General features: G+C 65.5%; 25 protein-coding genes. 17 read left to right on the forward strand and 8 right to left on the reverse strand.

Features of this window, described 5'->3' with window-relative positions; all coding sequences use genetic code 11:
* The first annotated feature begins 75 nt into the window (after window positions 1-75).
* A complete protein-coding gene (gene pdxA, locus CK215_RS04920; RefSeq protein WP_095830290.1) occupies window positions 76-1,110 on the forward strand; it encodes a 4-hydroxythreonine-4-phosphate dehydrogenase PdxA in 1,035 nt (344 codons plus the stop codon).
* On the forward strand, window positions 1,107-1,967 hold the full coding sequence (gene rsmA / locus CK215_RS04925; protein ID WP_095830291.1) for a 16S rRNA (adenine(1518)-N(6)/adenine(1519)-N(6))-dimethyltransferase RsmA: 861 nt from the start codon (window positions 1,107-1,109) through the stop codon (window positions 1,965-1,967). The genes pdxA and rsmA overlap by 4 nt, the downstream gene beginning before the upstream one ends.
* Window positions 1,968-2,015: 48 nt before the next feature.
* Here the strand turns inward: rsmA and gmk are convergent, their stop codons facing one another.
* The 8 genes from gmk to fabD form a co-directional block, all read right to left on the reverse strand.
* Entirely contained in the window at window positions 2,016-2,690 is a 675-nt protein-coding gene (gene gmk / locus CK215_RS04930; RefSeq protein ID WP_067330287.1) for a guanylate kinase, read from the reverse strand.
* A gap of 5 nt (window positions 2,691-2,695) precedes the next feature.
* Complete coding sequence (locus CK215_RS04935; protein ID WP_066995699.1) at window positions 2,696-3,586, reverse strand: YicC/YloC family endoribonuclease; 891 nt, start codon at window positions 3,584-3,586, stop codon at window positions 2,696-2,698.
* Window positions 3,587-3,741: 155 nt separating this feature from the next.
* Window positions 3,742-4,971, reverse strand: a complete 1,230-nt coding sequence (gene mltG / locus CK215_RS04940) for an endolytic transglycosylase MltG (protein ID WP_095830292.1) — start codon at window positions 4,969-4,971, stop codon at window positions 3,742-3,744.
* Window positions 4,972-5,074: 103 nt separating this feature from the next.
* The gene (gene fabF, locus CK215_RS04945; RefSeq protein ID WP_095779177.1) at window positions 5,075-6,337 is read right to left on the reverse strand and encodes a beta-ketoacyl-ACP synthase II; all 1,263 of its coding nucleotides are present in this window, start codon (window positions 6,335-6,337) and stop codon (window positions 5,075-5,077) included.
* 34 nt (window positions 6,338-6,371) lie between these two features.
* On the reverse strand, window positions 6,372-6,608 hold the full coding sequence (locus tag CK215_RS04950; protein ID WP_006203723.1) for an acyl carrier protein: 237 nt from the start codon (window positions 6,606-6,608) through the stop codon (window positions 6,372-6,374).
* A 314-nt stretch (window positions 6,609-6,922) separates the two neighbouring features.
* Window positions 6,923-7,660: a 3-oxoacyl-[acyl-carrier-protein] reductase gene (gene fabG, locus CK215_RS04955; RefSeq protein WP_095830293.1), complete on the reverse strand. Its 738-nt coding sequence runs from the start codon at window positions 7,658-7,660 to the stop codon at window positions 6,923-6,925.
* 73 nt (window positions 7,661-7,733) lie between these two features.
* A complete protein-coding gene (locus tag CK215_RS04960) occupies window positions 7,734-7,949 on the reverse strand; it encodes a CopG family transcriptional regulator (protein ID WP_095830294.1) in 216 nt (71 codons plus the stop codon).
* A gap of 11 nt (window positions 7,950-7,960) precedes the next feature.
* Window positions 7,961-8,902, reverse strand: coding sequence for an ACP S-malonyltransferase (gene fabD, locus CK215_RS04965; protein ID WP_095830295.1), 942 nt, complete (start codon window positions 8,900-8,902; stop codon window positions 7,961-7,963).
* A gap of 257 nt (window positions 8,903-9,159) precedes the next feature.
* Here fabD and CK215_RS04970 point away from each other — a divergent pair, with 257 nt between their 5' ends.
* The 15 genes from CK215_RS04970 to CK215_RS05045 all read left to right on the forward strand — a co-directional run bounded on the left by CK215_RS04970 (window position 9,160) and on the right by CK215_RS05045 (window position 25,069).
* Entirely contained in the window at window positions 9,160-11,106 is a 1,947-nt protein-coding gene (locus CK215_RS04970; RefSeq protein WP_082980493.1) for an LTA synthase family protein, read from the forward strand.
* Window positions 11,107-11,464: 358 nt separating this feature from the next.
* A complete protein-coding gene (gene rpsF / locus CK215_RS04975; RefSeq protein ID WP_066995640.1) occupies window positions 11,465-11,959 on the forward strand; it encodes a 30S ribosomal protein S6 in 495 nt (164 codons plus the stop codon).
* Window positions 11,959-12,207 carry a 30S ribosomal protein S18 gene (rpsR, locus tag CK215_RS04980; protein WP_006203718.1) on the forward strand — a complete coding sequence of 83 codons (249 nt, stop codon included), beginning with the start codon at window positions 11,959-11,961 and terminating at the stop codon, window positions 12,205-12,207. The genes rpsF and rpsR overlap by 1 nt, the downstream gene beginning before the upstream one ends.
* A gap of 207 nt (window positions 12,208-12,414) precedes the next feature.
* Complete coding sequence (gene rplI / locus CK215_RS04985; protein ID WP_095779181.1) at window positions 12,415-12,999, forward strand: 50S ribosomal protein L9; 585 nt, start codon at window positions 12,415-12,417, stop codon at window positions 12,997-12,999.
* A gap of 226 nt (window positions 13,000-13,225) precedes the next feature.
* Window positions 13,226-14,509, forward strand: coding sequence for a cyclopropane-fatty-acyl-phospholipid synthase family protein (locus CK215_RS04990; RefSeq protein ID WP_095830296.1), 1,284 nt, complete (start codon window positions 13,226-13,228; stop codon window positions 14,507-14,509).
* A 71-nt stretch (window positions 14,510-14,580) separates the two neighbouring features.
* On the forward strand, window positions 14,581-14,904 hold the full coding sequence (locus CK215_RS04995; RefSeq protein WP_095781493.1) for a YnfA family protein: 324 nt from the start codon (window positions 14,581-14,583) through the stop codon (window positions 14,902-14,904).
* A 1-nt stretch (window position 14,905) separates the two neighbouring features.
* Window positions 14,906-15,871, forward strand: a complete 966-nt coding sequence (locus CK215_RS05000) for a small ribosomal subunit Rsm22 family protein (protein ID WP_095830297.1) — start codon at window positions 14,906-14,908, stop codon at window positions 15,869-15,871.
* A gap of 270 nt (window positions 15,872-16,141) precedes the next feature.
* Window positions 16,142-17,632 (forward strand): replicative DNA helicase, encoded by a 1,491-nt coding sequence (locus tag CK215_RS05005; RefSeq protein WP_066995631.1) that lies wholly within the window; start codon window positions 16,142-16,144, stop codon window positions 17,630-17,632.
* A 230-nt stretch (window positions 17,633-17,862) separates the two neighbouring features.
* Window positions 17,863-19,281, forward strand: coding sequence for a DNA repair protein RadA (gene radA / locus CK215_RS05015; protein ID WP_095830298.1), 1,419 nt, complete (start codon window positions 17,863-17,865; stop codon window positions 19,279-19,281).
* A gap of 27 nt (window positions 19,282-19,308) precedes the next feature.
* Window positions 19,309-19,989 carry a CvpA family protein gene (locus CK215_RS05020; RefSeq protein WP_067001375.1) on the forward strand — a complete coding sequence of 227 codons (681 nt, stop codon included), beginning with the start codon at window positions 19,309-19,311 and terminating at the stop codon, window positions 19,987-19,989.
* A gap of 111 nt (window positions 19,990-20,100) precedes the next feature.
* Window positions 20,101-21,582 carry an amidophosphoribosyltransferase gene (gene purF, locus CK215_RS05025; RefSeq protein ID WP_095800085.1) on the forward strand — a complete coding sequence of 494 codons (1,482 nt, stop codon included), beginning with the start codon at window positions 20,101-20,103 and terminating at the stop codon, window positions 21,580-21,582.
* 27 nt (window positions 21,583-21,609) lie between these two features.
* Window positions 21,610-22,353, forward strand: coding sequence for an SDR family NAD(P)-dependent oxidoreductase (locus tag CK215_RS05030; RefSeq protein WP_067001369.1), 744 nt, complete (start codon window positions 21,610-21,612; stop codon window positions 22,351-22,353).
* 76 nt (window positions 22,354-22,429) lie between these two features.
* Window positions 22,430-23,071, forward strand: coding sequence for a hypothetical protein (locus tag CK215_RS05035; RefSeq protein ID WP_095779187.1), 642 nt, complete (start codon window positions 22,430-22,432; stop codon window positions 23,069-23,071).
* A 130-nt stretch (window positions 23,072-23,201) separates the two neighbouring features.
* Window positions 23,202-23,426, forward strand: coding sequence for a hypothetical protein (locus CK215_RS05040; RefSeq protein WP_067001363.1), 225 nt, complete (start codon window positions 23,202-23,204; stop codon window positions 23,424-23,426).
* Window positions 23,427-23,566: 140 nt separating this feature from the next.
* Window positions 23,567-25,069 (forward strand): peptidase S10, encoded by a 1,503-nt coding sequence (locus CK215_RS05045; RefSeq protein ID WP_095830299.1) that lies wholly within the window; start codon window positions 23,567-23,569, stop codon window positions 25,067-25,069.
* The last annotated feature ends 133 nt before the right edge of the window (window positions 25,070-25,202 follow it).

Below are 25,202 nucleotides of genomic sequence, written 5' to 3' on the forward strand. Positions count from 1 at the left end.
GTTGCGGCGCATGACAGAACAAGGCTCGAGCCACCCGCCCTGCTTCGAAGCAGGTATGGCGCCCCACGTGACGCCATGAGCGCAGGTAGGACCGACGCGCCGCTGGCGGTCAGCGTCGGCGATCCATCCGGCATCGGGCCCGAGATCGCCATCACCGCCTGGCAGGCGGGCGACAGCGCCGGCGTGCCGCCCTTCTACCTGCTCGCCGATCCTGCCCTGATCAAGGCGCGGGCGCGTCAGATCGGGGCCAACGTGGCGATCATGGAGACCCTGCCGGGGCAAGCGGCGCATCACTTTCCCCGCGCACTGCCCGTCGTGCCACTCTACGCCCGGCATCTGGACAGTCCCGGAAAGCCGAATTCGGCCAATGCCGCGGGCACCATCGAAGCGATCGACCGCGCCGTCGCCGACTGCCTCGCCGGCGGCGCCGCCGCGGTGGTCACCTGTCCCATCGCCAAGAAGCCGCTCTACGACGCCGGCTTTCGCTTTCCCGGCCACACCGAATACCTGGCGCATCTGGCCTCGCGCCACACCGGCGCCGAGGTGACGCCGGTGATGCTGCTTGCCGGGCCCGAATTGCGCACGGTTCCGGTCACCATCCACATCGCGCTTGCCGAGGTGCCGAAGGTTCTGACGAGCGAGCTGATCGTGGCCACAGGACGCATCACCGCCGCCGACCTCGAGAGCCGCTTCGGCATCGCGCGGCCCAGGCTCGCCATCGCCGGGCTCAATCCGCATGCCGGCGAAGGCGGCGCGATGGGCGCGGAGGATCTGTCGATCGTGCTGCCTGCCGTCGAGGCGCTTCAGGCCGAGGGCATCGACGCCGTCGGGCCGCTGCCGGCCGACACGATGTTCCATCCGCAGGCACGCGCCGGCTATGACGCAGCCCTTTGCATGTATCACGACCAGGCGCTGATCCCGGCCAAGACGCTGGCCTTCGACGAGGCCGTCAATGTGACGCTCGGCCTGCCCTTCATCCGCACCTCGCCGGACCACGGCACGGCGTTCGACATCGCCGGCAAGGGCATTGCACGCGCCGACAGCCTGATCGCGGCGCTGAGGCTGGCGCGCCGCCTCGCCGACAGCGGCCGCCGGACTGCGGCGGCATGAGGCTCGATTTGAGCGGGGGGCGCACGACCATCGACGGATTGCCGCCACTGCGCGATGTGATCGAGCGCCACGGTTTGCAGGCGAAGAAGTCGCTCGGCCAGAACTTCCTGCTCGACCTCAATCTGACCAGCAAGATCGCGCGCGCGGCCGGCGACCTCAGCGAGACGACCGTGATCGAGGTCGGGCCCGGCCCCGGCGGGCTGACCCGGGCGCTGCTCTTCAACGGCGCCAAACGCGTGATCGCCGTCGAGCGCGACGAGCGCTGTCTGGAAGCGTTGGCGCAGGTGTCCGGCCATTATCCCGGCCGGCTCGAGGTCATTCCCGGCGATGCGCTGAAGACGGATTTTGCCGCGCTTGCCGGCACGACGGGCGGCAGCCCGGTGAAGATCGCCGCCAACCTGCCCTACAACATCGGCACGGAGCTTCTGATCCGCTGGCTGACGACGGCCGACTGGCCGCCCTTCTATCAATCGATGACGCTGATGTTCCAGCGCGAGGTGGCCGAGCGCATCACAGCAAGCCCGGGCAGCGACGCCTATGGCCGGCTTGGCGTGCTAGCCGGCTGGCGTACCGAGGCAAAGATCGTCTTCGACGTGCCGCCGCAGGCTTTCACTCCGCCGCCGAAGGTCACGTCCTCGGTGGTGCATCTGGTGCCGCGTGCATCTCCCCTGCCCACCGACGGCAAGAGGCTGGGGCGCATCACCGAAGCCGCCTTCGGCCAGCGCCGCAAGATGCTGCGGCAAAGCGTGAAGAGCTTGGGCGGAGAAGCCCTGCTCACCCGCGCCGGCATCGACCCGACGCGCCGGGCCGAGACGCTGAGTGTGGAAGAGTTCGTAAGGTTGACGAACGCGGTGTAGCCTGCCGGCCTGCTTCTCCCCTTGTGGGAGAAGGGGAGGCACTGCCTCTCACTCCGTCGTCTCGTCCAGCAAGCCCGAGATGAAATCGAACAGGCCCGGCCGACGGTCGCGGCGCAGGCGCTCGGCTGTAACGATTGCACGCACCTCGGCAAAGGCGCGGTCGAGATCGTCGTTGACGATGACGAAGTCATATTCCTTCCAGTGCTCAATCTCGACGCGGGCATTCTTCAGCCTGGTCTCGATGACCTGCTCCTGATCCTCGGCGCGGCGCTTCAGGCGCGCCTTCAACTCCTTCATCGAGGGCGGCAGGATGAAGATCGAGACGATGTCGGCGCGCATCTTCTCCTTGAGCTGCTGGGCGCCCTGCCAGTCGATGTCGAACAGCATGTCGCGGCCTTCGGCAAGCGCTGCTTCGGCCGGCTCGCGCGGCGTCGCATAGAAATTGCCGTGCACCTCGGCCCATTCGAGCAGCGCGTCGGAATCGCGCAACCGTTCGAACTCGCGCATGGTGCGGAAAAGATAGTGGACGCCTTCGATCTCCGAGCCGCGGCGCGGCCTGGTGGTGACGGAGACCGACAGCTCCAGGCTCGAATCGCTTTCCAGAAGATTGCGCGCGATCGTCGACTTGCCGGCGCCCGACGGCGACGACAGCACCAGCATCAGCCCGCGGCGGCGGATGCGGGACCCCAGATCCCTGGCGGCCGTAGGCTCCTTGGCAACCATCCCCGTCACTCCAGATTCTGAACCTGCTCGCGAAACTGGTCGACCACCGCCTTGAGCTCCAGCCCGATCGCGGTGACCGCGGCGGCATTCGACTTGGAACACAAGGTATTCGATTCGCGATTGAATTCCTGCGCCAGAAAATCGAGCTTGCGGCCGACGGCGCCGCCGCTGGAAAGCAGCGTGCGGCCTGATGCGACATGCGTCTTCAGCCGGTCGATCTCCTCGCGGATATCGGCCTTGGTGGCGAGGAAGGCCGCTTCCTGATGCAGACGGACCGCGTCGAGATTGGCCGACGCATCCATCAGCAGCCGGACCTGTTCGGTGATGCGCTCGCGGATCGCCGCCGGCTCGCGCGACGGGTCGGCCTCGGCCTTCAGCGTCAGCGCCTCGATGGCGTCGATATGGCCGGACAACAACTTGCGCAGCGCGGCACCTTCGCTCTGCCTTGCCTGCTCCAATCCGGCCAGCGCCATGTCCAGCGCCGACAGGATCGTCGCGTCGAGGGCGGCGCGCTCCTCCTCGGTCTCGACCGTCTCCAGGATGTCGAGCACGCCGCGCAGCGCCAGCAGACCGTCAGCCGTCGCCGGCGCGGTGCCGAACTGCTCCTGGAGGCGCTTGGCGAGTCCCGCCAGGTCCTTCAGGAACGCCTCGTTGACCACCGGCTGCGCCTGCTGGGCGGCGGCGCGCGCGACAGTCAGCGTTGCCTGGAAATTGCCGCGCGCGAAGCGCTTCTGCACGGTCTGCCTTACAGCGGGCTCCAGCCGGTCGAAACCCTGCGGCAGCCTTAGCCTGACCTCGACGCTCTTGCCGTTGACCGATTTGACTTCCCAGGCGATCGACGTGCCGTCGAGCTCAGCGACGGCTCGCGCGAAACCGGTCATGCTCTGCACGTTCATGATGCGTGTCACCCCTTGACGCAGGCCCGGCGCGATGGCCCGAGCATGCGCCCCTTGCAAAACGCCGGACCTCTGGCCAGCGTCGGATGTCCCCTCAAAACATGAATACGGCCCGGCGTCAAAGGAGGCGGGCCAGATCCGGCAATCACCGCGGCCTACTGGGCCGCGTCGCCATTCTCGCCGCTGGCGCCTGCACTTGCACCGTCGTCGGGAGCGGCCGGCGCCGTCGTCTGGCCGGAGGCCTTGGCTGCCGCATCGGCCTGCTTCTTCTGCACCGCCCGATAGCGGGCGACGTTCTGGTTGTGCTCTTCCAGCGTCGCGGCAAAGACATGGCCGCCATTGCCGTCGGCGACGAAATAAAGGTCGTCGGTCTTCGACGGATTGGCCACCGCCTCAAGTGCGGCGCGGCCCGGATTGGCGATCGGCGTCGGCGGCAGGCCCTTGATCAGATAGGTGTTATACGGCGTCTGCTTCTCGATGTCGGACTGATAGATCGGCCTGTCGGCCGGTTTGCCTTTGCCGCCGAACAGGCCGTAGATGATGGTCGGATCCGACTGCAGCCGCATGCCCTTGGCGAGCCGGTTGAGGAAGACCGCGGCCACGCGCGAGCGCTCGTCGCCCCTGCCCGTCTCCTTCTCGACGATCGAGGCCAGGATGACGAAGTCCTCCATATTGGCGATCGGCAGGTCGGGCGCGCGATGCGTCCAGACGTCCTCGACCAGCTTCTTTTGGTCGGCGACCAGCTTGTCGACCATCTGCTGCCGGGTGGCGCCGCGCGTGAAGCGCAGCGTGTCGGTCGCGATGCTGCCCTCGGGCGGCATGGCCGCCGGCATGTCGCCGGTCAGCGCCTCCTGCTCGGCCACGCGCTGCAGCGCCTGCTCAACCGTCAGCCCCTCGGGGATGGTCAGCGAATACATCACCGACTTGCCGCTCTTGAACAGCTCCATGATGTCGCGCATCGAGGCGCGCGGCTTGATGGCGTATTCGCCGGCCTTCAGCGCGGAATCGTTGCCTGTGGCACGCACCCCCAGCCTGAAGATGCGCGCATCGCTGACCAGGCCGCGCCGCTCCAGCTGGTCGGCGATCTCCTGAACGCCGGTGTTCGGCTTGACCATGAAGGTGTCGCCATTGGCCGACGGACCCGGCTCAATGAAGGCCTGCATGCCGAAATAGAGTGCGGCACCCGAGGCAAGCACGACCAGGATCACCAACGAAAGGAAGAAATTCAGGAATACGACGACCTGGCTGCGCGACGCGCGCGAGCGTTTCGACGGCGGCGGCGTGCCGGCCTCGGGGCGCAGCGCCTCGGCGGCGGTCTTGGGCACGATCGGTCCTTGCGCCTGACGCTGTCCGAATTCTCCACCGCCGCCCGGATTTGTATTCATGGCGCCCTACCGTCTGATCTTGCAACGAATCCCCTAGCCGAAGTGTAGGGGCAAATTTGGCAAAAATGACGGCAGGCGGCGGACCTGCCGGTAGGCTGAATGTTCAGCCATCGTAACGTTGGAAGACGAGCGAGGCGTTGGTGCCGCCGAAGCCGAAGGAGTTCGACAGCGCCACATCGATCTGGCGCTGGCGCGGCTTGTTCGGCACGAGATCGATCGCCGTCTCGCGTTCCGGATTGTCGAGGTTGATGGTGGCGGGGGCAATGTTGTCGCGGATGGCGAGGATCGAGAAGATCGCTTCCGCGGCGCCCGCAGCGCCCAGCAGATGACCGATCGACGACTTGGTGGACGACATCGAGATCTTGGAAGCGGCATTGCCGACCAGCCGCTCCACGGCACCGAGCTCGATCGTGTCTGCCATGGTCGAGGTGCCGTGCGCATTGATGTAGTCGATGTCGGCGGGCGAGAGCTTCGCCCGATTCAGCGCCGCCGTCATGCAGCGGAAGGCGCCGTCGCCGTCCTCGGCCGGGGCGGTGATATGATAGGCATCGCCGGTCAGGCCGTAGCCGGTGACCTCGGCATAGATCTTGGCGCCGCGCGCCTTGGCGTGCTCGAGCTCCTCCAGGACGACGACGCCGGCGCCCTCGCCCATGACGAAGCCGTCGCGGTCGCGGTCATAGGGGCGCGAAGCGATCTCGGGCGCATCGTTGCGCTCGGTGGAGAGCGCGCGGCAGGCGGCGAAACCTGCCATCGAAAGCCGGGTGATCGGCGCTTCGGCGCCGCCGGCCACCATGACGTCGGCATCGCCCCAGATGATCAGACGCGCGGCATCGCCGATGGCGTGCGCGCCCGTCGAACAGGCGGTGACGACAGCATGGTTCGGGCCTTTCAGCCCGTGCCGGATGGAAACCTGGCCGGAGACCAGGTTGATGATCTGTCCGGGGATGAAGAACGGGCTGATGCGGCGCGGGCCGCGCTCCTTCAGGATCATCGCGTTCTCGGCGATGCCGTCGATGCCGCCGATGCCGGAACCGATCAGCACGCCGGTGGCGCACTGGTCCTCATGCGTCTCGGGCTTCCAGCCGGAATCGGCCAGCGCCTCGTCGGCGGCCGCGATGCCGTAGAGGATGAAGTCGCCGATCTTGCGCAGTTCCTTCGGCTCGAGCACGGCCTCGGGATTGAAGGTGCCGTTCGAGCCGTCGCCGCGCGGAATGACGTGGGCGATCTTGCAGGCAAGGTCGTCCACCTCGAATTCGGTGATGCGGCAGGCGGCGCTGCGGCCGGAAAGCAGTTCCTTCCAGCTGTGCTCGACACCCATGCCGAACGGCGAAAGCAGGCCAAGGCCCGTGACGACGACTCGCCTCATCGCAGGTCCTCCCCGGCGATACCCGCGGAATGCCTCAGGCCGAGGCCTTATCGATATACTTCACGGCATCGCCGACAGTCAGGATGGTCTCGGCGGCGTCGTCTGGAATCTCGACGCCGAACTCTTCTTCGAACGCCATCACGAGTTCGACCGTATCGAGGCTGTCCGCGCCCAGATCGTCGATGAAGCTCGCCTGCTCCGTCACTTTGTCGGCATCGACGCCGAGATGCTCGATGACGATCTTCTTGACGCGCTCTGCGGTGTCACTCATTTGGGGCCTCGTCTTACGTTGTGTTGTCTTCGTTAGCGGGCGGAATGCCGCTAATCAAGCTGAAAGATGGTCTTGTGGGAAACGCAACGCCACAGGACCGGTTTTTGCCCGAACCGCCGGGTTGCCGGCCGCATTACACGAAAAACAGCGGGCGTCCAAGCCGAAATGGCTGTTTTCACAGGCGCCCGGGGCTCGGTCGCCCAGGTGTGTGAGATTCAGCTCAAGCCGAGCCGAAAATGGCGGCTTTCGAGGGCCGGAGCGGAAGCGCAGGAAGCCGCCGTTTGCAGGCCGGCATCACCTGAATCTCAAATACCCTAGATCATCGCCATGCCGCCATTCACGTGGATGGTCTGGCCGGTGACATAAGCCGCCTCATTGGACGCGAGATAGGCGACGGCCGAGGCAACCTCGGCGCTGGTGCCCATGCGCCGGGTGGGAATCGCCGCCATGATGGTTTCTTTCTGCTTGTTGTTGAGCTTGTCGGTCATGGCCGATTCGATGAAACCCGGGGCGACGCAGTTGACGGTGATGTTGCGGGTGGCGATCTCCTGCGCCAGCGACTTGGAAAAGCCGATCATGCCGGCCTTGGAGGCGCAGTAATTGGTCTGGCCGGGATTGCCGGTGACGCCGACCACCGAGGTGATGTTGATGATGCGGCCATGGCGGCGGCGCATCATCGGATGGGTGAGCTCACGAGTGAGACGGAACACGGCGGTCAGGTTCACCTCGAGCACGGAATCCCAGTCGGCGTCCGACATGCGCACGAACAGGCCGTCCTTGGTGATGCCGGCATTGTTGACCAGGATGTCGACGCCTTCGAGATCGGCCTCCGCCTTCTGGCCGAGCGCCTTGACCGCATCGCGGTTGGTCAGATCCGCCGGGAAGAGCTTTACGCGGTCGCCGAGCTCGCCGGCCAGCGTTTCCAGCTTCTCGACGCGGGTGCCGTGCAGGCCGACGATCGCGCCCTGGCTGTGCAGCACCCTGGCGATCGCCTCGCCGATGCCTCCCGATGCACCAGTGACGAGCGCCTTACGGCCGGTCAGTTCGAACATTGCTTCAACCTCATTCTTCCGGACGCCCCGCGAGCGACCCTCGTTCCGCATTTGTCATGTTGTCCAGGCCATATCAGAAGTTCTCGGCGCTCACGACCGATTCTTCACCAAGCCTGATCCGCTCCAGTACTTCCGCAGCCAGGTAATAGTCCTCGAGATCTTCGAGTCCACGCTCAACGAAGTCACGCAGGTATTCGGCTTTGCTTCGATCAGTCATCGCCACGAGATCGTCGAGGCGACGCTTAGGGAGAAAGACGGATGGAAGTAAGAATGCCGCACCTGCCAGCAAGAGTTCCCTGTTTATCCTAAAGTTGCCAGCGCCGCCTCGACTTCCGCCGCCGTGCCGATGGCGCCGGTCGCGATATCGCGGTTGATGCGTCGCGCCAAGCCCGACAGCACCTTGCCGGCGCCAACTTCGTAAAGCGTCGCGACACCTTTGGCGCAGAACCATTCCACCGTCTCGCGCCAGCGCACGCGGGCAACGACCTGCTCGACCAAGCGGCGGGCAATCTCATCCGGGTCGCTGGTCGGCGTGACCGAAACATTTGAGACGATGGGAACCACCGGCGCGCTTTTCGCGACTCCGCCCAGCGCCTCGCGCATGATATCGGCGGCCGGCGTCATCAATGCCGAGTGAAAAGGTGCCGAGACCTGCAGCATCAGCGCCCGCTTGGCACCCTTTTCGGTGCACAGCTTCGCCGCCAGTTCGACGGCCGCCTTGGCGCCGGAAATCACCAGTTGGCCACCGCCATTGTCGTTGGCGATCTGACAGACCGAGCCTTGTGCCGCTTCGGCGCAGGCGGCTTCGACATCGGCCTGCTCCAGCCCGATGATGGCGGCCATGGCGCCCTCGCCCGCCGGCACCGCCGCCTGCATGGCGTTGCCGCGGGTGCGCAACAGCCGCGCGGCATCGGCCACCGAAACGAAGCCGGCTGCGGCAAGCGCCGAATATTCGCCAAGCGAATGGCCGGCGACATAAGCCACCTTGTCCTTCAACGAAAAACCGCGGGATTCCAGCGCCCTTACGGCCGCCAGCGACACCGCCATGAGCGCCGGCTGGGCATTGGCCGTCAGCGTCAGGGTTTCTTCCGGCCCCTCCCAGATCAGCTTCGACAGTTTCTCGCCGAGCGCCTCATCGACTTCCTCGAAGACATGGCGCGCCTCGGGAAAGGCATCGGCGAGGTCCTTGCCCATTCCGACGGCCTGGCTGCCCTGTCCCGGAAAGGTGAATGCGACGGCCATGTTAGCGTCTCCAGCGGCTGGTTTTTCCCTGCCTCTGGCGCAAGGCGGACGGCCAAGTCAAGCCCGCAAGCGCCAGTTCAGCGACTGTTCCAGCCGGGACAACGGCCGAGTTCCCTGTTCTGAAAAGCTTTTTGGCGATCACACCTGATGAAAACCGCTCACGAATCGTTTGCTGGCTCTTCTTATTTCCGCCACAGGCGCTAGCTTTGTGTGACATTTCGATGACAGTGGCGTGACGCGAGTGGAAGACGCGTGACATGGGCCGGGGAAGCAAAGTGGCTAGGATCAGGAAAGGCGCGGCCAAACCCGCGCCGCAATTTTTGGAAGACGATCCGTCCACCGGCTATCTGCCGGGGCGCAGATGGCCGATTGTCCGCTACGGCCTGGCGACGCTGCTTGCCTCCGCCCTTCTGGTGTTCGCCATCGAATGGATCGTGCGCGGCGACTTCTTCGGCACCGTCGACTTCTTCCTGCAGCCCTTCAAGCCCGGCTGGACCACCATCATCGTTTTTTCGCTGGTGCTGATCGGGCTCGACGCCATACTCGGCCGCAGCCATCAAAGCCTGATGATCGTCGCGCCGGTGACATTGGCATTGGCCTTTGTCGGTCACCAGAAATCGCACTATCTTGGCGATCCGCTCTACCCGACCGATTTCCTCTATGCCCGCCAGATCATGGCGCTGATGCCGCTTCTGGTGCGCGAGCGCCCCTGGACGGCAGTGCTGCTTGCGGCGGCGATCGTCGCCAGCCTCGCGCTGCTCGTCTATGGCTGGCGGCTCTGGCGCCGGCGTGTGCCGATCCTCAGCCGCAAGGGACGGCTGGCGCGCTTGACGCTTGCCGTGCCGCTGCTCGCCTTCTTCGTCTCGATCATGGACTACGCCACCTTCTCGTGGACGCGCGACAGGCTGCAGATCATCCCGATCATGTGGGACCAGAAGGAGAACTATGCCTCCAACGGCTTCGCGCTCGCCTTCGCGCTCAACGTGCCGATGGCGCATGTCTCGGCCCCGCCCGGCTATTCCGAGAAGACGATGGATGCGATCGCGCGTCCCGGGGTTGCCGCCTCGGTGCCCGACCAGAAGCCCGATATCATCGTGGTGATGAGCGAATCCTTCTGGGATCCGACGGAGCTTCCCGGCGTCAGCATCAAGCCCGATCCGATCCCGACGGTGCGCGCGCTGCGCTCGGGCTCGATGTTCTCGCCGGAATTCGGCGGCATGACCGCCAATATCGAGTTCGAGGCGCTGACCGGCTTCTCCAACGCCTTCCTGCCGGCGGGCTCGATTCCCTATCAGCAATATGTGCGCACGCCGACGCCGTCGCTGGCGACTTTCCTGAAGAGCGAAGGCTATAGGGCGCGCGCCATCCACCCGGGCACCAACTGGTTCTGGAACCGGGGCGCCGTCTACGCCGATTTCGGCTTCAGCGACTTCCGCTCGGAAGAGACGCTGCCGCCGATGGAAAAGCGCGGGCCGCTGGCCTCCGACGCGGCGATGACCGACGAGATCATGCGCGAGGCCGATGCCAGCGAAGAGCCGGTATTCCTGTTCGCGGTCAGCCTGCAGAACCACGGGCCCTACGAGCCCTACCGCTATTACAATCCGACCCATAGCGTCGACGCGCCGATCAGCACCTGGGCGCGGGAATCGCTGCTCTCCTATGCCGAAGGCTCGGCCGACGCCGATCGCGGCCTGCAGCGCCTGATCGACTGGGCGAAGAAGCGCGAGCGGCCGACCATCATCGCCTTCTTCGGCGACCACCTGCCGCCGCTCGGCCCGGTCTATGTCGAGACCGGCTTCCTCAAGGACAATGTCGCGCCGCGCAAGGAACCGACGCCCGAGGCAGCGCTCGAGCATCACGACACGCCGCTGATCATCTGGTCGAACCGCTCCGGTCCGGTCGAGAATCTGGGCTCGGTGAGCCCCGCCTTCCTGCCCTATCATATCCTTACCACGGCCGGGATCACCCACCCCTATTACACCGGCTTCCTCGGCGCGCTGCGCGAGCACTACCGGGTGGTTGACCGCAACCTTTTGCTGTCGCCCTCCGGCGAGGCGACGCCCGACTGGGCGCGGCAGAAGAAGATCGATCCGAAGATCAACGATTTCCGGCTGATCCAGTACGACATGATGTTCGGCAAGCGCCGGGTCGCGCCCGACTTCTTCCCCGAGACGGTAGTCCCGCTCGTCGCGCATATGAGCTGACGAGATCGCCTTCCGACGAAATGGCCGACCTGCGGCCGGCGGGTCAGCCAATTCCCACAAGCGCCGCCAGGCCTGCGACACTGCGGAGCCGCCGGCCCTCTCTCCCGCCCTTGCCTTCCTCACGAATTGATGTATAGACGCCGGCAATCTGCCGGTCCTTGCTGGGGGCTGAACGGAGGGCCGTGGCCTTAGAGGGCCACGTCATGAAGCCAGAAGCGCTTTGGGCCTCCCGTGTCTCCGCTCTCGACCGTCTCGTGATGCTCCTTTCTTCCCCGCTCCTTCGCGACCGGGTCAGACAAGTTGCAGAGGCTTAGCCGCGAGGGCCGGTGAGAGAAACGAAGAAAGGCAGAAAAACATAATGGCTCTTTACGAACATGTGTTTCTTGCCCGGCAGGACCTGTCGCAGCAGCAGGTTGATGCGCTTGTCGAACAGTACAAGGGCGTCATCGCCGCCAATGGCGGATCGGTCGGCCGGATCGAGAACTGGGGGCTGAAGTCCCTCACCTACCGGGTCAAGAAGAACCGGAAGGCTTACTACACGCTGATGGACATCAACTGCCCGCCGGCCGCGCTCAACGAAATGGAGCGCCAGATGGGCCTGTCGGAAGACGTGCTGCGCTTCCTCACCATCAAGGTCGAGGCGCACGAGGAAGGCCCCTCGGCGATGATGCAGAAGCGCGAAGAGCGCTCCGAGCGCGGCGGCTTCGGCGACCGCGACCGTGGCGACCGTGGCCCGCGTTCGTTCGGCGATCGCGACCGCGGCGACCGTGGCCCGCGTTCGTTCGGCGACCGTGATGGCGGCGACCGTGGTCCGCGCCGTCCGCGCGAAAACGTTGAAGGGGGTGCAGAATAATGGTCGACATCAACCAGATCCCGACCCGGCGCCCGTTCCATCGCCGCCGCAAGACCTGCCCGTTCTCCGGCGCCAACGCTCCGAAGATCGACTACAAGGACGTGCGTCTGCTGCAGCGCTACATTTCCGAGCGCGGCAAGATCGTGCCGTCGCGCATCACCGCCGTCAGCCAGAAGAAGCAGCGTGAGCTCGCCAAGGCGATCAAGCGCGCCCGCTTCCTTGGCCTGCTGCCCTACGTGGTTCGCTAAGCTATTGATGCGGGCGGCTTGCCGCCCGCTTCGGCCCACGGCGACGGGCGCCGCAACGGGCAGGCTCAAATCCCGAGTTGAGGCCATAAACCTCTAACTGCCAAAACAGGCAGGACAGCGACACCGGCGAAGACGCCATTTGCTTCCTGACCTGTTCCCAAAGAATCCGCCGTCATCCGCGATGGCGCCAACCAAAGGAACGAAACCATGGAAGTCATTCTCCTCGAGCGCATTTCCCGCCTCGGCCAGATGGGCGAAACCGTCAAGGTCAAGGATGGGTTCGCCCGCAACTTCCTGCTGCCGCAGGGCAAGGCGCTGCGCGCCAACGAAGCCAACAAGAAGAAGTTCGAGGGCCAGCGCGCCCAGCTCGAAGCCCGCAACCTCGAGCGCAAGTCGGAGGCTGCGCAGATCGCCGAGAAGCTCGACGGCAAGAGCTTCATCGTCGTGCGCTCGGCAGGCGAGACCGGCCAGCTCTACGGCTCGGTGTCGACCCGCGACATCGCCGAACTGCTGACCGCCGAGGGCTTCTCCGTCAGCCGCAACCAGATCGAGCTCAACCAGCCGATCAAGACCATCGGCCTCTCCAACGTGGCGATCGCGCTGCATCCTGAAGTCGAGGTCACGGTGACGCTCAACGTCGCCCGTTCGGCCGATGAGGCGGAGCGCCAGGCCAAGGGCGAGACGCTGACGACGGCCGAAGCCATCTATGGCGAAGACATCAACGACAACGCCCGGCCGGAAAACTTCTTCGATCCGAACGCCGAATTCGAAGGCGGCGAGGACAACGCCTGATCGACAAGGCAGGAGCCGTGCTGCGGCTCCTCGTCCAGCGCCGGCTGGACCAACGCCCGGGTCTTCGACCCGGGCTTTTTTGTGCCAATAGGAACTTTTCTAATCCCTATATCTTGTTGCAGATTACGGCGTAGCGCGTCGATTGGACGCGGGCGATGCGCTGTGGCAGTTTCGATTTGGCATTCGGTCCGACTGCCGGATGGTCCGTCTGAGGGGACATTTGGTCATGAACATCCTGTTGAAACACGTTCTCGAACGGCTGGTGCGGACCGGCGACCTCAAAGTGACCGGGCCGAAAGGCACGACGCATAAGTTCGGCGACGGCAGCGGCGAACCGGTACACATCCACATCAAGACCATGCATGCCGAGCGCGCGATCACCTTCGATCCGATGCTGGCCGTGCCCGAAGCCTATATGGATGGCGAACTGGACATCCCCGAGGGCGGCGTCCTCGGGGTGATGCGGATCGCTTTCCAGAACATGGGCAGCGGCGGCATCGACGTGACCTGGTCGAAGGCCATCGAAGGTCTGCGCCATGCCTTCCGCCGCCTGCAGCAGATCAACACGGCGTCGAGATCTCGCCGCAACGTGCAGCGCCACTACGACCTCTCCGGCGAACTCTACAATCTCTTCCTCGACGAGGACATGCAGTATTCCTGCGCCTATTTCGAACAGCCCGACATGACGCTGGACGAAGCGCAGGTCGCCAAGAAGCGCCACATCGCCGCCAAGCTGAGACTTAAAGCCGGCCAGACGGTGCTCGATATCGGCTCCGGCTGGGGCGGCCTCGGGCTTTATCTCGCCAAGGCCTTCGACGTCGACGTGCAGGGCGTGACGCTATCCACCGAGCAGCAGGGCGTCTCCACCGACCGCGCACATGCACTGGGCCTGCAGGACCGCGCGCATTTCGACCTCAAGGATTATCGCGCGCTCAACGAACGCTTCGACCGCATCGTCTCGGTCGGCATGTTCGAGCATGTCGGCGTCAACCACTACCGGACTTTCTTCGACAAGGCGGCGACGCTGCTCAAGCCCGACGGCGTGATGCTGCTCCACACCATCGGCCGGTCCGGTGTGCCGTGGGCGACCAGCGCCTTCATCCGCAAATACATCTTCCCAGGCGGCTACGTCCCGTCGATGTCGGAAGTGCTGCCCGCGATTGAGAAATCCGGCCTTATCGTCACGGACATCGAGATTCTCAGGCTTCACTACGCCGACACGCTGAAGCATTGGGGCCAGCGCTTTGCCGCCAACCGCGACAAGGCTAAGGCTATCTATGACGAGCGCTTCTGCCGCATGTGGGAGTTCTACCTCGCGGCCTCGGAAGCCGCCTTCCGCTGGCAGGACCTGGTGATCTTCCAGTTCCAGATCGCCAAGAAGAACGACACGCTGCCGATGACGCGCGACTATATGGCCAAATGCGAGAAGGCGCTGGAATTGCGCGACCTCGGCCATCAGGAACCGGCGACGCCCGCCGTCAAGCCGACCCGCCGCAAGAAGGTGGAATAGAACGGCGGCGATTGCCGCTTGCCATTGCGGCCTGACGCCACGAAAAAGGTCTCGTTCGCGAGGCCTTTTTCATGAACTACCTAATCTACATCGCGGCGGCACTTGCCGAGATCGCCGGCTGCTTTTGCTTCTGGGCCTGGTGGCGGCTGGGGAAGTCGCCGCTCTGGCTGGTGCCAGGTCTGGCGTCGCTGGCATTGTTCGGCTTCCTTTTGGCGCTGGTCGACACGAGCGCCGCCGGTCGCGCTTACGCCGCCTATGGCGGCATCTACATTGCCGCTTCGCTCGGCTGGCTTTGGCTAGCCGAAGGCGTGCGCCCCGACCGTTTCGACCTCGCCGGCGCCGCGCTCTCGATCGTCGGCGTCTCGGTGATCCTGCTCGCGCCAAGAGGAGCCTGAATTGGAACTGCCCACCGCGCTCCGGCAAGGCGTCGACAGCCTGCTCGAAAAAGTACCGCTGCCGGCGCTGAAACAGGCCGCGAGAACGCTTTCGGAACGCTATCGCGCCGAGTTGCGTGACGGCCGCCTGCATATGGGCGAAGACATGGCGGTGAAGGCTTACCTGGCGACCAGGCTGCCCGCCACCTATGCCGCCGTTCGCGCCTGCCTGGACGCGCTGGCGGACGCCCGTCCGGATTTCCAGCCGAAAAGCCTGCTCGATATCGGCGCCGGTCCTGGCACCATGCTTTGGGCCACGGCCGATACCTGGCCGGAGCTCGAACGGGCGGTTCTGGTCGAGGCAAGCGCGGCGGTGCGCAAGGTCGGCCAGTCGCTGGCCGCCGGCGCGATCGCTGCCCGCGCGAGCTGGGTAGCCGGCGACGCCACCATCGATCTCGACGGTCTCGACCCGGCGGACTTGATCAGCGTCGCCTATGTGCTCGACGAGATCGCGCCGGCCTCGCTGCCAAAACTCGTCGACCGGCTCTGGCGATTGACGGCCGACACGCTGCTGATCGTCGAGCCCGGCACGCCGGCCGGCTGGCAGCGTATCCTTGCCGCGCGCCGGCAGCTCATCGACGCCGGCGCGCACGTCTCGGCGCCCTGCCCGCACGAAGCGCCCTGCCCGCTCGCTCCGCCAGACTGGTGCCATTTCTCGCGCCGCGTCGCGCGTTCGCGGCTACATCGGCTCGCCAAGGACGCCGAAGTGCCGTGGGAGGACGAGAAGTTCATCTACCTCGCCGCCTCGCGACTGCCGGCGCCGGCGCGCGCGTCACGGGTGATCGCGCCACCAAAGGGCGGTTCGGGCAGGGTCGTGCTCAAGCTCTGCCAGCCCAACGGCCATGCCGGCGAGCGCCTCTCCAGCAAGCGCGACGGCGAATTGTTCAAGGCGGCCAGGCGGGCGGACTGGGGCGACACGCTTGGCTGAGCCGCTTGTGATCCAGGGGCGAGGCGACACCGCGCAGACGAGCTTGCCACGACTGACATAGCCAGCATCGCATTTTCCTGTTTTGTTCTCGTTCGAGGCCCGCTAGGGTTGCGCACTTCGATTCGAGTCAATGACGATTCTTTCCACGGAAAAATTTCGGTTGTGAATCGCGAGCATCGAAAGCCGGTTGGAACCTTACTGTTGCAGATAAGTCAGCACCGATTTTTCCAGTTCTGATATCGAGGAAGCGGGATCGAAATCGGGGACATCATGGCTGAAGCAGCGCGCAAGCTCGGCGTGGCGGAGCAACCGCTCTACCGCGAGGCACCGAACAACATCGAGGCCGAGCAGGCGCTGCTTGGCGCAATTCTGGTCAACAACGACGCTTTCTACCGCGTCTCGGATTTCCTCAAGCCCGCACATTTCTACGAGCCGTTGCACCGCAAGATTTTCGAGGTCGCGGCCGAGCTCATCCGCATGGGCAAGATCGCGACGCCGATCACGTTGAAGACCTTCCTGCCGGCGGAAGAGAAGGTCGGCGACATGACGGTGGCGCAGTATGTCGTGCGGCTCGCCGTCGAGGCGGTCACAGTCGTCAACGCCGCCGATTACGGACGAGCCATCTACGACCTCGCCACGCGCCGGGCGCTGATCACCGTCGGCGAGGACATGGTCAACATCGCCTATGACGCGCCGGTCGATATGTCGCCTTCGGAGCAGATCGAGGACGCCGAGCGGCGCCTGTTCGAGCTCGCGGAGACCGGCCGCTACGACGGCGGCTTCGAGAGCTTCAACGACGCGGTCAAAACCGCCGTCGACATGGCCAACGCCGCCTACATGCGCGACGGCCATCTGTCAGGCATCGCCACGGGCCTGCGCGACCTCGACCGCCGCATGGGCGGCCTGCAGCCTTCCGACCTGATCGTGCTTGCCGGGCGCCCGGGCATGGGCAAGACCTCCCTGGCCACCAACATCGCCTTCAATATCGCCGAGGCCTATCAACCGGCGCAGCAGGCCGACGGCACCTTCAAAGCGGCCAATGGCGGCGTGGTCGGCTTCTTCTCGCTCGAAATGTCGTCGGAACAGCTCGCCACCCGCATCATCTCCGAGCAGACCGAAATCTCGTCATCGAAGATCCGCCGCGGCGAGATCACCGAGATGGATTTCGAGAAGCTGGTCGCCTGTTCGCAGACGATGCAGAAGATCCCGCTGTTCATCGACCAGACCGGCGGCATCTCGATCGCGCAGCTCTCCGCGCGGGCGCGGCGGCTGAAGCGCCAGCGCGGCCTCGACCTCATCGTCATCGACTATATCCAGCTGATGCAGGGCTCGAGCGCGCGCGCCTCGCAGAACCGCGTCCAGGAAATCACCGAGATCACCACGGGCCTGAAGGCTCTAGCCAAGGAGCTCGGCGTGCCGATCATCGCGCTGTCGCAGCTGTCGCGTCAGGTCGAAAGCCGCGACGACAAGCGCCCGCAGCTCTCGGACCTGCGCGAATCCGGCTCGATCGAGCAGGACGCCGACGTGGTGCTGTTCGTCTACCGCGAGGAATACTACCTCAAGAACCGCGAGCCGAAGCTCGGCACCGACGAGTACATCAAGTGGGAAAACGAAATGAACGAGGCGCGCGGCAAGGCCGAGTGCATCGTGGCCAAGCAGCGCCACGGACCGACCGGCACCGTCAGCCTCGCCTTCCATGGCGAGTTCACGCGGTTCTCGGACCTGGCCGAGGAGCATCATTTGCCGGAGAGGTTTGAGTAGTTTTTGGCCCACGTCAGCGCTCCGTCACACCCCCCTCTGTCCTGCCGGACATCTCCCCCGCAAGGGGGGAGATTGGCTGTCGCCGCGACCTTCGCCAATCGCCGCCGTTGCAAGAAGAGCGCCGGCGGCCAAGCTGCTGATCTCCCCCCTTGCGGGGGAGATGGCCGGCAGGACAGAGGGGAGTGGGCGGGAACGCCGGCCTTCGAAAATTTGCGATCGGCCCGACGCTAATGGCCAAATCGCGCGTTCAGTTCATCTGTCAGAATTGCGGCTCGGTGCATCAGCGCTGGGCCGGCAAATGCGATGCTTGCGGCGAGTGGAACACACTGGTCGAGGAAGGCACCGCGGGCGGCATCGGCTCGGGGCCGGCCAACACCCGCAATGCGCGCAAGGGCCGCGCCGTGGTGCTCACCAGCCTGGCCGGCGACATCGAGGACGCGCCGCGCATCGTTTCCGGCATCGGCGAACTCGACCGCGCCACCGGCGGCGGCTTCGTGCGCGGCTCCGCCCTTCTGGTCGGCGGCGATCCCGGCATCGGCAAGTCGACGCTGCTGACGCAGGCCGCAGCCGCTTTGGCCTCGAAAGGCCACCGCATCGTCTATGTTTCAGGTGAGGAAGCGGTCGCGCAGATCAGGCTGCGTGCTCAGCGCCTCGGTGTCGCCTCGACGCCGGTCGAACTCGCCGCCGAGACCAATGTCGAGGACATCCTCGCGACAATCGCCGACGGCAAGCGGCCCGATCTGGTGATCCTCGATTCCATCCAGACGCTGTGGACCGATCTTGCCGATTCGGCGCCCGGCACGGTCACCCAGGTGCGCGCGGCCGCTCAGGCGATGATCCGCTATGCGAAATCCACCGGCGCCGCGATCGTGCTCGTCGGCCATGTCACCAAGGAAGGCCAGATCGCCGGCCCTCGCGTCGTCGAGCACATGGTCGACGGCGTGCTCTATTTCGAGGGCGAAGGCAACCACCACTTCCGCATCCTGCGCACGGTGAAGAACCGCTTTGGGCCGACCGACGAGATCGGCGTCTTCGAGATGTCGGACAAGGGCCTGCGCGAGGTCGCCAATCCATCCGAGCTGTTCCTCGGCGAGCGGCATGCGAAGTCGCCCGGCGCCGCCGTCTTCGCCGGCATGGAAGGCACAAGGCCGGTGCTGGTCGAGATCCAGGCGCTGGTGGCGCCCTCTTCGCTCGGCACGCCGCGCCGCGCCGTCGTCGGCTGGGACGGCGCGCGGCTCTCTATGGTGCTGGCGGTGCTGGAAGCGCATTGCGGCGTCCGTTTCGGCCAGCACGACGTCTATCTCAACGTCGCCGGCGGCTACCGCATCTCGGAGCCGGCGGCCGACCTCGCGGTCGCCGCAGCATTGGTTTCGTCGCTCACCGGTCTTGCCCTTCCCGCCGATTGCGTCTATTTCGGCGAAATCAGCCTTTCGGGCGCGGTGAGGCCGGTTGCGCATGCGCAGCAGCGCCTTAAAGAGGCCGAAAAGCTGGGTTTTGGAAGCGCGGTGCTGCCGCTCGGCAGCGAGGAAGTCGTTGGCGGTAATGGGGCCGGGGGAATCGCGGCCGGCGCTTTCCAGCCCACCGAGCTTGCCGACCTGGTGGCGCGCATAGCCGGCTCACGGCGCAGCCGCGCCGACGAGGGGGAGTGATGCAGCTCATGATGTGGGGCGAAAGACATGCCGATTACGCTGCTTGACGGAATTCTCGTCGGCTTCACCCTGGTCTCGGCGATGCTTGCCATGGTGCGCGGCTTTTCCCGCGAAGTATTGTCGGTGGTGTCGTGGGCAGCGGCGGCGGCGGCGGCCTTCTTCTTCTACAAGCCGGTCCTGCCCTACGTTCAGCCCTATGTCGACAACGACAAGATCGCCATGGCCGCGGCGGCCGGCATCGTCTTTGTCATCGCGCTGATCGTCGTCTCGGTGATCACCATGAAGATCGCCGACTGGATCATCGATTCGCGCATCGGCGCGCTCGATCGCACGCTCGGTTTCCTCTACGGCGCGGCGCGCGGCATCCTGGTCGTCGCGGTGGCGCTATTGTTCTTCAACTGGCTGGCCGGCGCCAAGGCGCCCGCCTGGGTTGCCAACGCCAAGTCGCGGCCGCTGCTCGAGACGATCGGCGCCAAGCTCGAAAGCGTGCTGCCCGAGAACACGGAAGAGCTGGTCAACAAATACACGCGTAAGGTCACGCCCCAGGCCGGCGCGCCGGCGACCACCGACCAGCCCGCGGCCGAGCCGCCGGCGACCGGCGACGACAGCGCGACGGCGCCCGACGACAGCGAAGGCGAAGCGCCGGCCGACAATGAGCCGGCCCCAGCCCCCGCCCCGGCTCCCGCCGCTCCGGCGCCGGCAAACTGAAATCCAGGCCAGTTCCGGCACTGGCCTGCATTTTATGAATGCGGCATCGCATGCGTTGCGTTCGATGAGCGATCGCCTTATATGGCGGTTTTAGCGGAGCTTGAGCCCCAGATGGCAGACTCAACGGCAGACGCAGGCAAAGTCCTTTCCGCCGAGGCCGATGACCATTTCCATGACGAGTGCGGCGTGTTCGGCATTTTCGGCCGGCAGGACGCGGCTGCCATCGTCACACTCGGGCTTCACGCGCTCCAGCATCGCGGTCAGGAAGCCGCCGGCATCGTTTCCTATGACGGCACCCAGTTCCATGTCGAGCGTCATGTCGGGCTGATCGGCGACACCTTCACCAAACAGAACGTCATCGATCGCCTGCAGGGCAACCGCGCCATCGGCCACACCCGCTACGCCACCACCGGCGGCGCGGGCCTGCGCAACATCCAGCCCTTCTTCGCCGAGTTGGCCGAAGGCGGCCTTGCGGTCGCCCATAACGGCAACCTCACCAATGCGCTCACCGTCCAGCGCGCATTGCAGAAACAGGGCTCGATCTTCTCCTCCACTTCCGACACCGAGACGCTGCTGCATCTGGTCGCGACCAGCAAGGAACGCGATTTGAACTCGCGCTTCATCGATGCCGTTCGCCAGGTCGAGGGCGCGTTCTCGCTGGTCGCGATGACGGCCAAGAAGATGATCGGCTGCCGCGATCCGCTCGGCATCCGTCCGCTGGTGCTCGGCGACCTCGACGGCGCCTGGATACTTGCTTCGGAAACCTGCGCGCTCGACATCATCGGCGCTCGTTTCGTGCGCGACATCAAGCCGGGCGAGATGGTGGTCATCACCTCCAAGGGCATCGAGAGCCTGTTCCCGTTCGAGCCGCAGAAGACCCGCTTCTGTATCTTCGAATATGTCTATTTCGCGCGGCCGGATTCCTCGGTCGAGGGCCGCAACGTCTATGAGGTCCGCAAGCGCATCGGCGCCGAGCTGGCGCAGGAAAACCCGGTCGAGGCCGACATCGTCGTGCCGGTGCCGGATTCCGGCACGCCGGCCGCGATCGGCTTCAGCCAGGCCGCAGGCATTCCCTTCGAGCTTGGCATCATCCGCAACCACTATGTCGGCCGCACCTTCATCCAGCCGGGCGATTCCATCCGCCACATGGGCGTGAAGCTCAAGCATAATGCCAACCGCCGCATGATCGAGGGCAAGCGCGTGGTGCTGGTCGACGATTCCATCGTGCGCGGCACCACCAGCCAAAAGATCGTGCAGATGGTGCGCGACGCCGGCGCGAAGGAAGTGCATATGCGCATCGCATCGCCGCCGACCAGCGCATCGTGCTTCTACGGCGTCGACACGCCGGAGAAATCGAAGCTTCTGGCATCGCGCATGTCGGTCGAGGAGATGGCCGAGTTCATCCGCGTCGATTCGCTCGGGTTTTTGTCGATCGACGGGCTCTACCGCGCCGTCGGCGAGGCGCGCCGCGACAACGACCAGCCGCAATTCTGCGACGCCTGCTTCACCGGCCAGTACCCTACCCGCCTGCTCGACTTCGAAGGCCACGACAACGTGCGCACGCTGTCGCTGCTGGCGAGCGGCGGGTCGTAAGCCGGTCCACCCCACGGAATCCCTCACATGACTCTCGACCTTTCCGGCCGCGTCGCGGTCGTCACCGGCGCCTCGCGCGGCATCGGTTACTTCATCGCCAGGGAACTGGCTGCCGCCGGCGCGCATGTCGTCGCGGTCGCCCGCACCGTCGGCGGGCTGGAAGAGCTTGACGATGCGATCAAGGCCGACGGCCGCGGACAGGCCACGCTGGTGCCGCTCGACCTTGCCGACATGGCGGGCATCGACCGGCTCGGCGGCGCAATCCACGAGCGCTGGGGAAAGCTCGACATCCTGGTCGCCAATGCCGGTATACTCGGGGTGATCTCGCCGATCGGCCATGTCGAAGCAAAGACCTTCGATAAGGTAATGACCGTCAACGTCACCGCGACCTGGCGCCTGATCCGTTCGGTCGATCCGTTGCTTCGGCTCTCCGACGCCGGACGGGCGATCATCATGTCCTCCAACGCGGCGCACTCGGCGCGCGCCTTCTGGGCGCCCTACGCGGCTTCCAAGGCCGCGGTGGAGACGATGATGCGCTCCTGGGCGCATGAGACCGAGAGCCTGCCGCTTCGGGTCAACGCCGCCGATCCGGGCGCCACCCGCACCGCAATGCGCGCTCAGGCCATGCCGGGCGAGGATCCCGAGACGCTGCCGCATCCGTCCGAGATCGCCAAACGCATCGTGCCGCTGGCAAGCCCGGACTTGAAGGAAACCGGGCTGATCTTCCAGGCCAGGCACAACCGTTTCGTCGCCTATCGGCAACCGGAATAAACCTGCCTCAAGGCGGATGAAACAGGCCTCCGGCTACGTTCTTCGAATGTAGAACATTCGAAACCGGAGGACCGACATGCGCAGACTTCTTCTCGTTGCCGCCACCGCCATTACCGCCGCACTCGCCGCCACGGCAGGCGCGGCCCTGTCGCAAGATGCCAAGATGAGCTTCTTCGTCACCAGCGTCGGCTCCGGCAAGGGCGCCGATCTCGGCGGCCTCAAGGGTGCGGACGCGCATTGCGCCTCGCTGGCAGAAGCGGCCGGCGTCACCGGCAAGACCTGGCACGCCTATCTCTCCTCCAGCGCCGAGGATGCGCGCGACCGCATCGGCAAGGGTCCCTGGTTCAATGCCAAGGGCGAGAAGATCGCCGACGACGTCGCCTCGCTGCACAGCGAAGCCAACGCCATCAGCAAGCAGACGGCGCTTACCGAGAAGGGCGAAGTCGTCAACGGCCGCGGCGACAAGCCCAACCGCCACGACGTGCTGACCGGCTCCAAGCCCGATGGCACCAAGATCGCCGACCAGACCTGCGGCGACTGGACGATGAGCGGCGCGGAAGGGGCGGCCATGACGGGCCATCACGACCGCGCCGGCCTCGACGAATCGGCCGCGGCGAAGTCGTGGAATTCCTCACATGCTTCGCGTGGCGGCTGCAGCCAGGAGGCGCTGAGAGGCACGGGCGGCGACGGCCTGTTCTACTGCTTCGCTGTCGAATAAGCGTCCGGCCAGCGGTCGTTCACGGGTCTGTGACCAGGGCGGGGCAGCGTATGCCGCCGCCCCGCTTTCGCCATTTGCTGGGAGTTGCTAGCATCGACCCGACTCCGACATCCAGCAAAGAGGAATTCCCATGGCTGCCACCCCCAGCGTAGCGTTGGTCTGGTATCTTGTGATCGCCGGCCCGCAGGGCGGCATGGCGGTGCTGCCCAGCACCTTCGACACCCGCGAACAGTGCACCAACGCGATTGCCGAATATCAGAAGCAGCCGACGCCGCAGGGTTGGGCCGTGCAGTGCGTGCCGAGCGCCTCGCCCTTCACCGACGAAGGGGATGCGGAAGTGCCATCGGCACAGTAGCGCCAGCTGATCTCCCCCCTTGTGAGCCAATCTCCCCCGCGACGGGGGAGATCGCAGTTCCAACGCAGCGCCAAGCCTATGCCCTTTGACTTCGGCCGCCCCGGCCATACCTTTGCGGGGGTCGTTCCCGCGGAGGTCGCATGCGGTCCAAGTTGAAGCTCCTGCCCTTCATCCTCCTGGCGCTCACAGCCTTTGCGCAGCCAGCCGGCGCCGAGACACCTGAACGGCCGACGCCGGCCGGCGGCGTGCTGTCGCTTCTGCCGCCGCCGCAGGTCACCGAGCATTCGATCACCCTTGGCGGGCGCAAGCTCGACTACCAGGCCAAGGCCGGCACGCTGTCGCTGCTTTCCGGCAAGGGCGAGGTCACGGCCGAGATCTTCTACGTCGCCTACACGCAGCAGTCGCCCGCCCTGGCCAAAGAGCGGCCGATCACCTTCGTCTTCAACGGCGGGCCGGGCGCGGCTTCCGCCTACCTGCATCTCGGCGCGATCGGCCCGCGCATCGTTGCGACCGCTGCCGACGGCCAATTCCTGCCGCCGCCACAAAGGCTCGTCGACAATCCGGACAGCTGGCTCGACATGACCGATCTCGTCTTCGTCGATCCGGTCGGCACCGGCTACAGCCGCGAAGCGCCGGGCCAGGACACGAAAGGGTTCTGGGGCGTCGACCAGGACGCCAGCTCGGTCGGCGCTTTCATACGGCTCTATCTGGCGCAGAACGGCCGCACCGCTTCACCGCTCTTCCTCGCCGGCGAAAGCTATGGCGGCTTTCGCGCCGCGCTGCTCGCCAGGACGCTGCAGGAGGATGTCGGTTTGAGCCCCTCCGGCATCGTGCTGATCTCGCCGGCGCTGGAGTTCATGCTGGTGCGGCCGGACCAATTCGACCAGTTGCACTGGGCGCTCGAACTGCCTTCGCTGGCGGCAGTGCGGCTTCGCGCCGACGGCGTCAGCGGCGAGGCGCTGCGCGACAGGCTGGCCGAGGTCGAGCACTATGCGCTTGGCGACTATCTGACGGCGCTCGCCAGCGGGCTGGAGCAAGGCGGCAAGCTCGCCAGCGGGCGCGTGGCGGAAATCACCGGCCTGCCGCTCGAACTCGTCGAGCGCAATTTCGCCCGTGTCCCTACCGGCCTGTTCACCCGCGAGTTCCAGCGCGCCAAGGGCAAGGTGCTCAGCCCGTACGATGCCACGATCAGCACCGCCGATATCTCGCCGGGCAGCGCCCGCATAGAAGGCCCGGACCCGGTGCTTGACCGCAGTGTGCCGGTGCTGACCTCGGCCTTTGTCGCTTACGCCCGTAACGAACTGAATTATCGCACGGATGTCAGCTACCGGCTGCTCAACGGCGAGATCAGTCGCAATTGGGAGTACGGCACCTCGGGGCAAGGCTATGCCGGGGCGATGAACGACCTGCAGCGGGCGCGTTCGCTCAACCCCTCGCTCGGCGTGGTCATCGTCAACGGCTATACCGACCTCGTCACGCCCTATCTCGCTTCGCGCTATCTGGTGAACCAGCTTCCCTCGCTCGCCGACGCCAAACCGATCCGACTCGATGTCGTCGAGGGCGGCCACATGATGTACCTCAAGCCCGACGGAAGGCGCGCGCTGAAGGAGGCAGCCTCCGAGCTCTATCAGGCGACGCAGTAAGCGCTTCTCGATCGGCCACGAGGGCTCTGCCCCAACGCAAGCGCCGCGCTGGAACAGCGCGGTAGAAGCTTTCGCCCGTATAGCTGGCAGAAGTGGATCCGATGGGGCGGAGCCGCCTCCACGCTGGCAAATC

Source organism: Mesorhizobium sp. WSM3864, from assembly GCF_002294955.1.
GTDB lineage: Bacteria > Pseudomonadota > Alphaproteobacteria > Rhizobiales > Rhizobiaceae > Mesorhizobium.

What these genes read in the sequence shown, in the direction of transcription:
- CK215_RS04970 (WP_082980493.1), top strand. Translation starts at nt 9,160, where the DNA reads ATGGGCCGGGGAAGCAAAGTGGCTAGGATCAGGAAAGGCGCGGCCAAA.
- CK215_RS04950 (WP_006203723.1), bottom strand. Translation starts at nt 6,608, where the DNA reads ATGAGTGACACCGCAGAGCGCGTCAAGAAGATCGTCATCGAGCATCTC.
- rpsF (WP_066995640.1), top strand. Translation starts at nt 11,465, where the DNA reads ATGGCTCTTTACGAACATGTGTTTCTTGCCCGGCAGGACCTGTCGCAG.
- mltG (WP_095830292.1), bottom strand. Translation starts at nt 4,971, where the DNA reads ATGAATACAAATCCGGGCGGCGGTGGAGAATTCGGACAGCGTCAGGCG.
- CK215_RS04935 (WP_066995699.1), bottom strand. Translation starts at nt 3,586, where the DNA reads ATGAACGTGCAGAGCATGACCGGTTTCGCGCGAGCCGTCGCTGAGCTC.
- rpsR (WP_006203718.1), top strand. Translation starts at nt 11,959, where the DNA reads ATGGTCGACATCAACCAGATCCCGACCCGGCGCCCGTTCCATCGCCGC.
- CK215_RS05035 (WP_095779187.1), top strand. Translation starts at nt 22,430, where the DNA reads ATGCGCAGACTTCTTCTCGTTGCCGCCACCGCCATTACCGCCGCACTC.
- CK215_RS05040 (WP_067001363.1), top strand. Translation starts at nt 23,202, where the DNA reads ATGGCTGCCACCCCCAGCGTAGCGTTGGTCTGGTATCTTGTGATCGCC.
- radA (WP_095830298.1), top strand. Translation starts at nt 17,863, where the DNA reads ATGGCCAAATCGCGCGTTCAGTTCATCTGTCAGAATTGCGGCTCGGTG.
- rsmA (WP_095830291.1), top strand. Translation starts at nt 1,107, where the DNA reads ATGAGGCTCGATTTGAGCGGGGGGCGCACGACCATCGACGGATTGCCG.
- fabD (WP_095830295.1), bottom strand. Translation starts at nt 8,902, where the DNA reads ATGGCCGTCGCATTCACCTTTCCGGGACAGGGCAGCCAGGCCGTCGGA.
- CK215_RS04990 (WP_095830296.1), top strand. Translation starts at nt 13,226, where the DNA reads ATGAACATCCTGTTGAAACACGTTCTCGAACGGCTGGTGCGGACCGGC.
- CK215_RS05005 (WP_066995631.1), top strand. Translation starts at nt 16,142, where the DNA reads ATGGCTGAAGCAGCGCGCAAGCTCGGCGTGGCGGAGCAACCGCTCTAC.
- CK215_RS05020 (WP_067001375.1), top strand. Translation starts at nt 19,309, where the DNA reads ATGCCGATTACGCTGCTTGACGGAATTCTCGTCGGCTTCACCCTGGTC.
- gmk (WP_067330287.1), bottom strand. Translation starts at nt 2,690, where the DNA reads ATGGTTGCCAAGGAGCCTACGGCCGCCAGGGATCTGGGGTCCCGCATC.
- fabF (WP_095779177.1), bottom strand. Translation starts at nt 6,337, where the DNA reads ATGAGGCGAGTCGTCGTCACGGGCCTTGGCCTGCTTTCGCCGTTCGGC.
- purF (WP_095800085.1), top strand. Translation starts at nt 20,101, where the DNA reads ATGGCAGACTCAACGGCAGACGCAGGCAAAGTCCTTTCCGCCGAGGCC.
- CK215_RS04995 (WP_095781493.1), top strand. Translation starts at nt 14,581, where the DNA reads ATGAACTACCTAATCTACATCGCGGCGGCACTTGCCGAGATCGCCGGC.
- CK215_RS05045 (WP_095830299.1), top strand. Translation starts at nt 23,567, where the DNA reads ATGCGGTCCAAGTTGAAGCTCCTGCCCTTCATCCTCCTGGCGCTCACA.
- pdxA (WP_095830290.1), top strand. Translation starts at nt 76, where the DNA reads ATGAGCGCAGGTAGGACCGACGCGCCGCTGGCGGTCAGCGTCGGCGAT.
- CK215_RS05030 (WP_067001369.1), top strand. Translation starts at nt 21,610, where the DNA reads ATGACTCTCGACCTTTCCGGCCGCGTCGCGGTCGTCACCGGCGCCTCG.
- rplI (WP_095779181.1), top strand. Translation starts at nt 12,415, where the DNA reads ATGGAAGTCATTCTCCTCGAGCGCATTTCCCGCCTCGGCCAGATGGGC.
- fabG (WP_095830293.1), bottom strand. Translation starts at nt 7,660, where the DNA reads ATGTTCGAACTGACCGGCCGTAAGGCGCTCGTCACTGGTGCATCGGGA.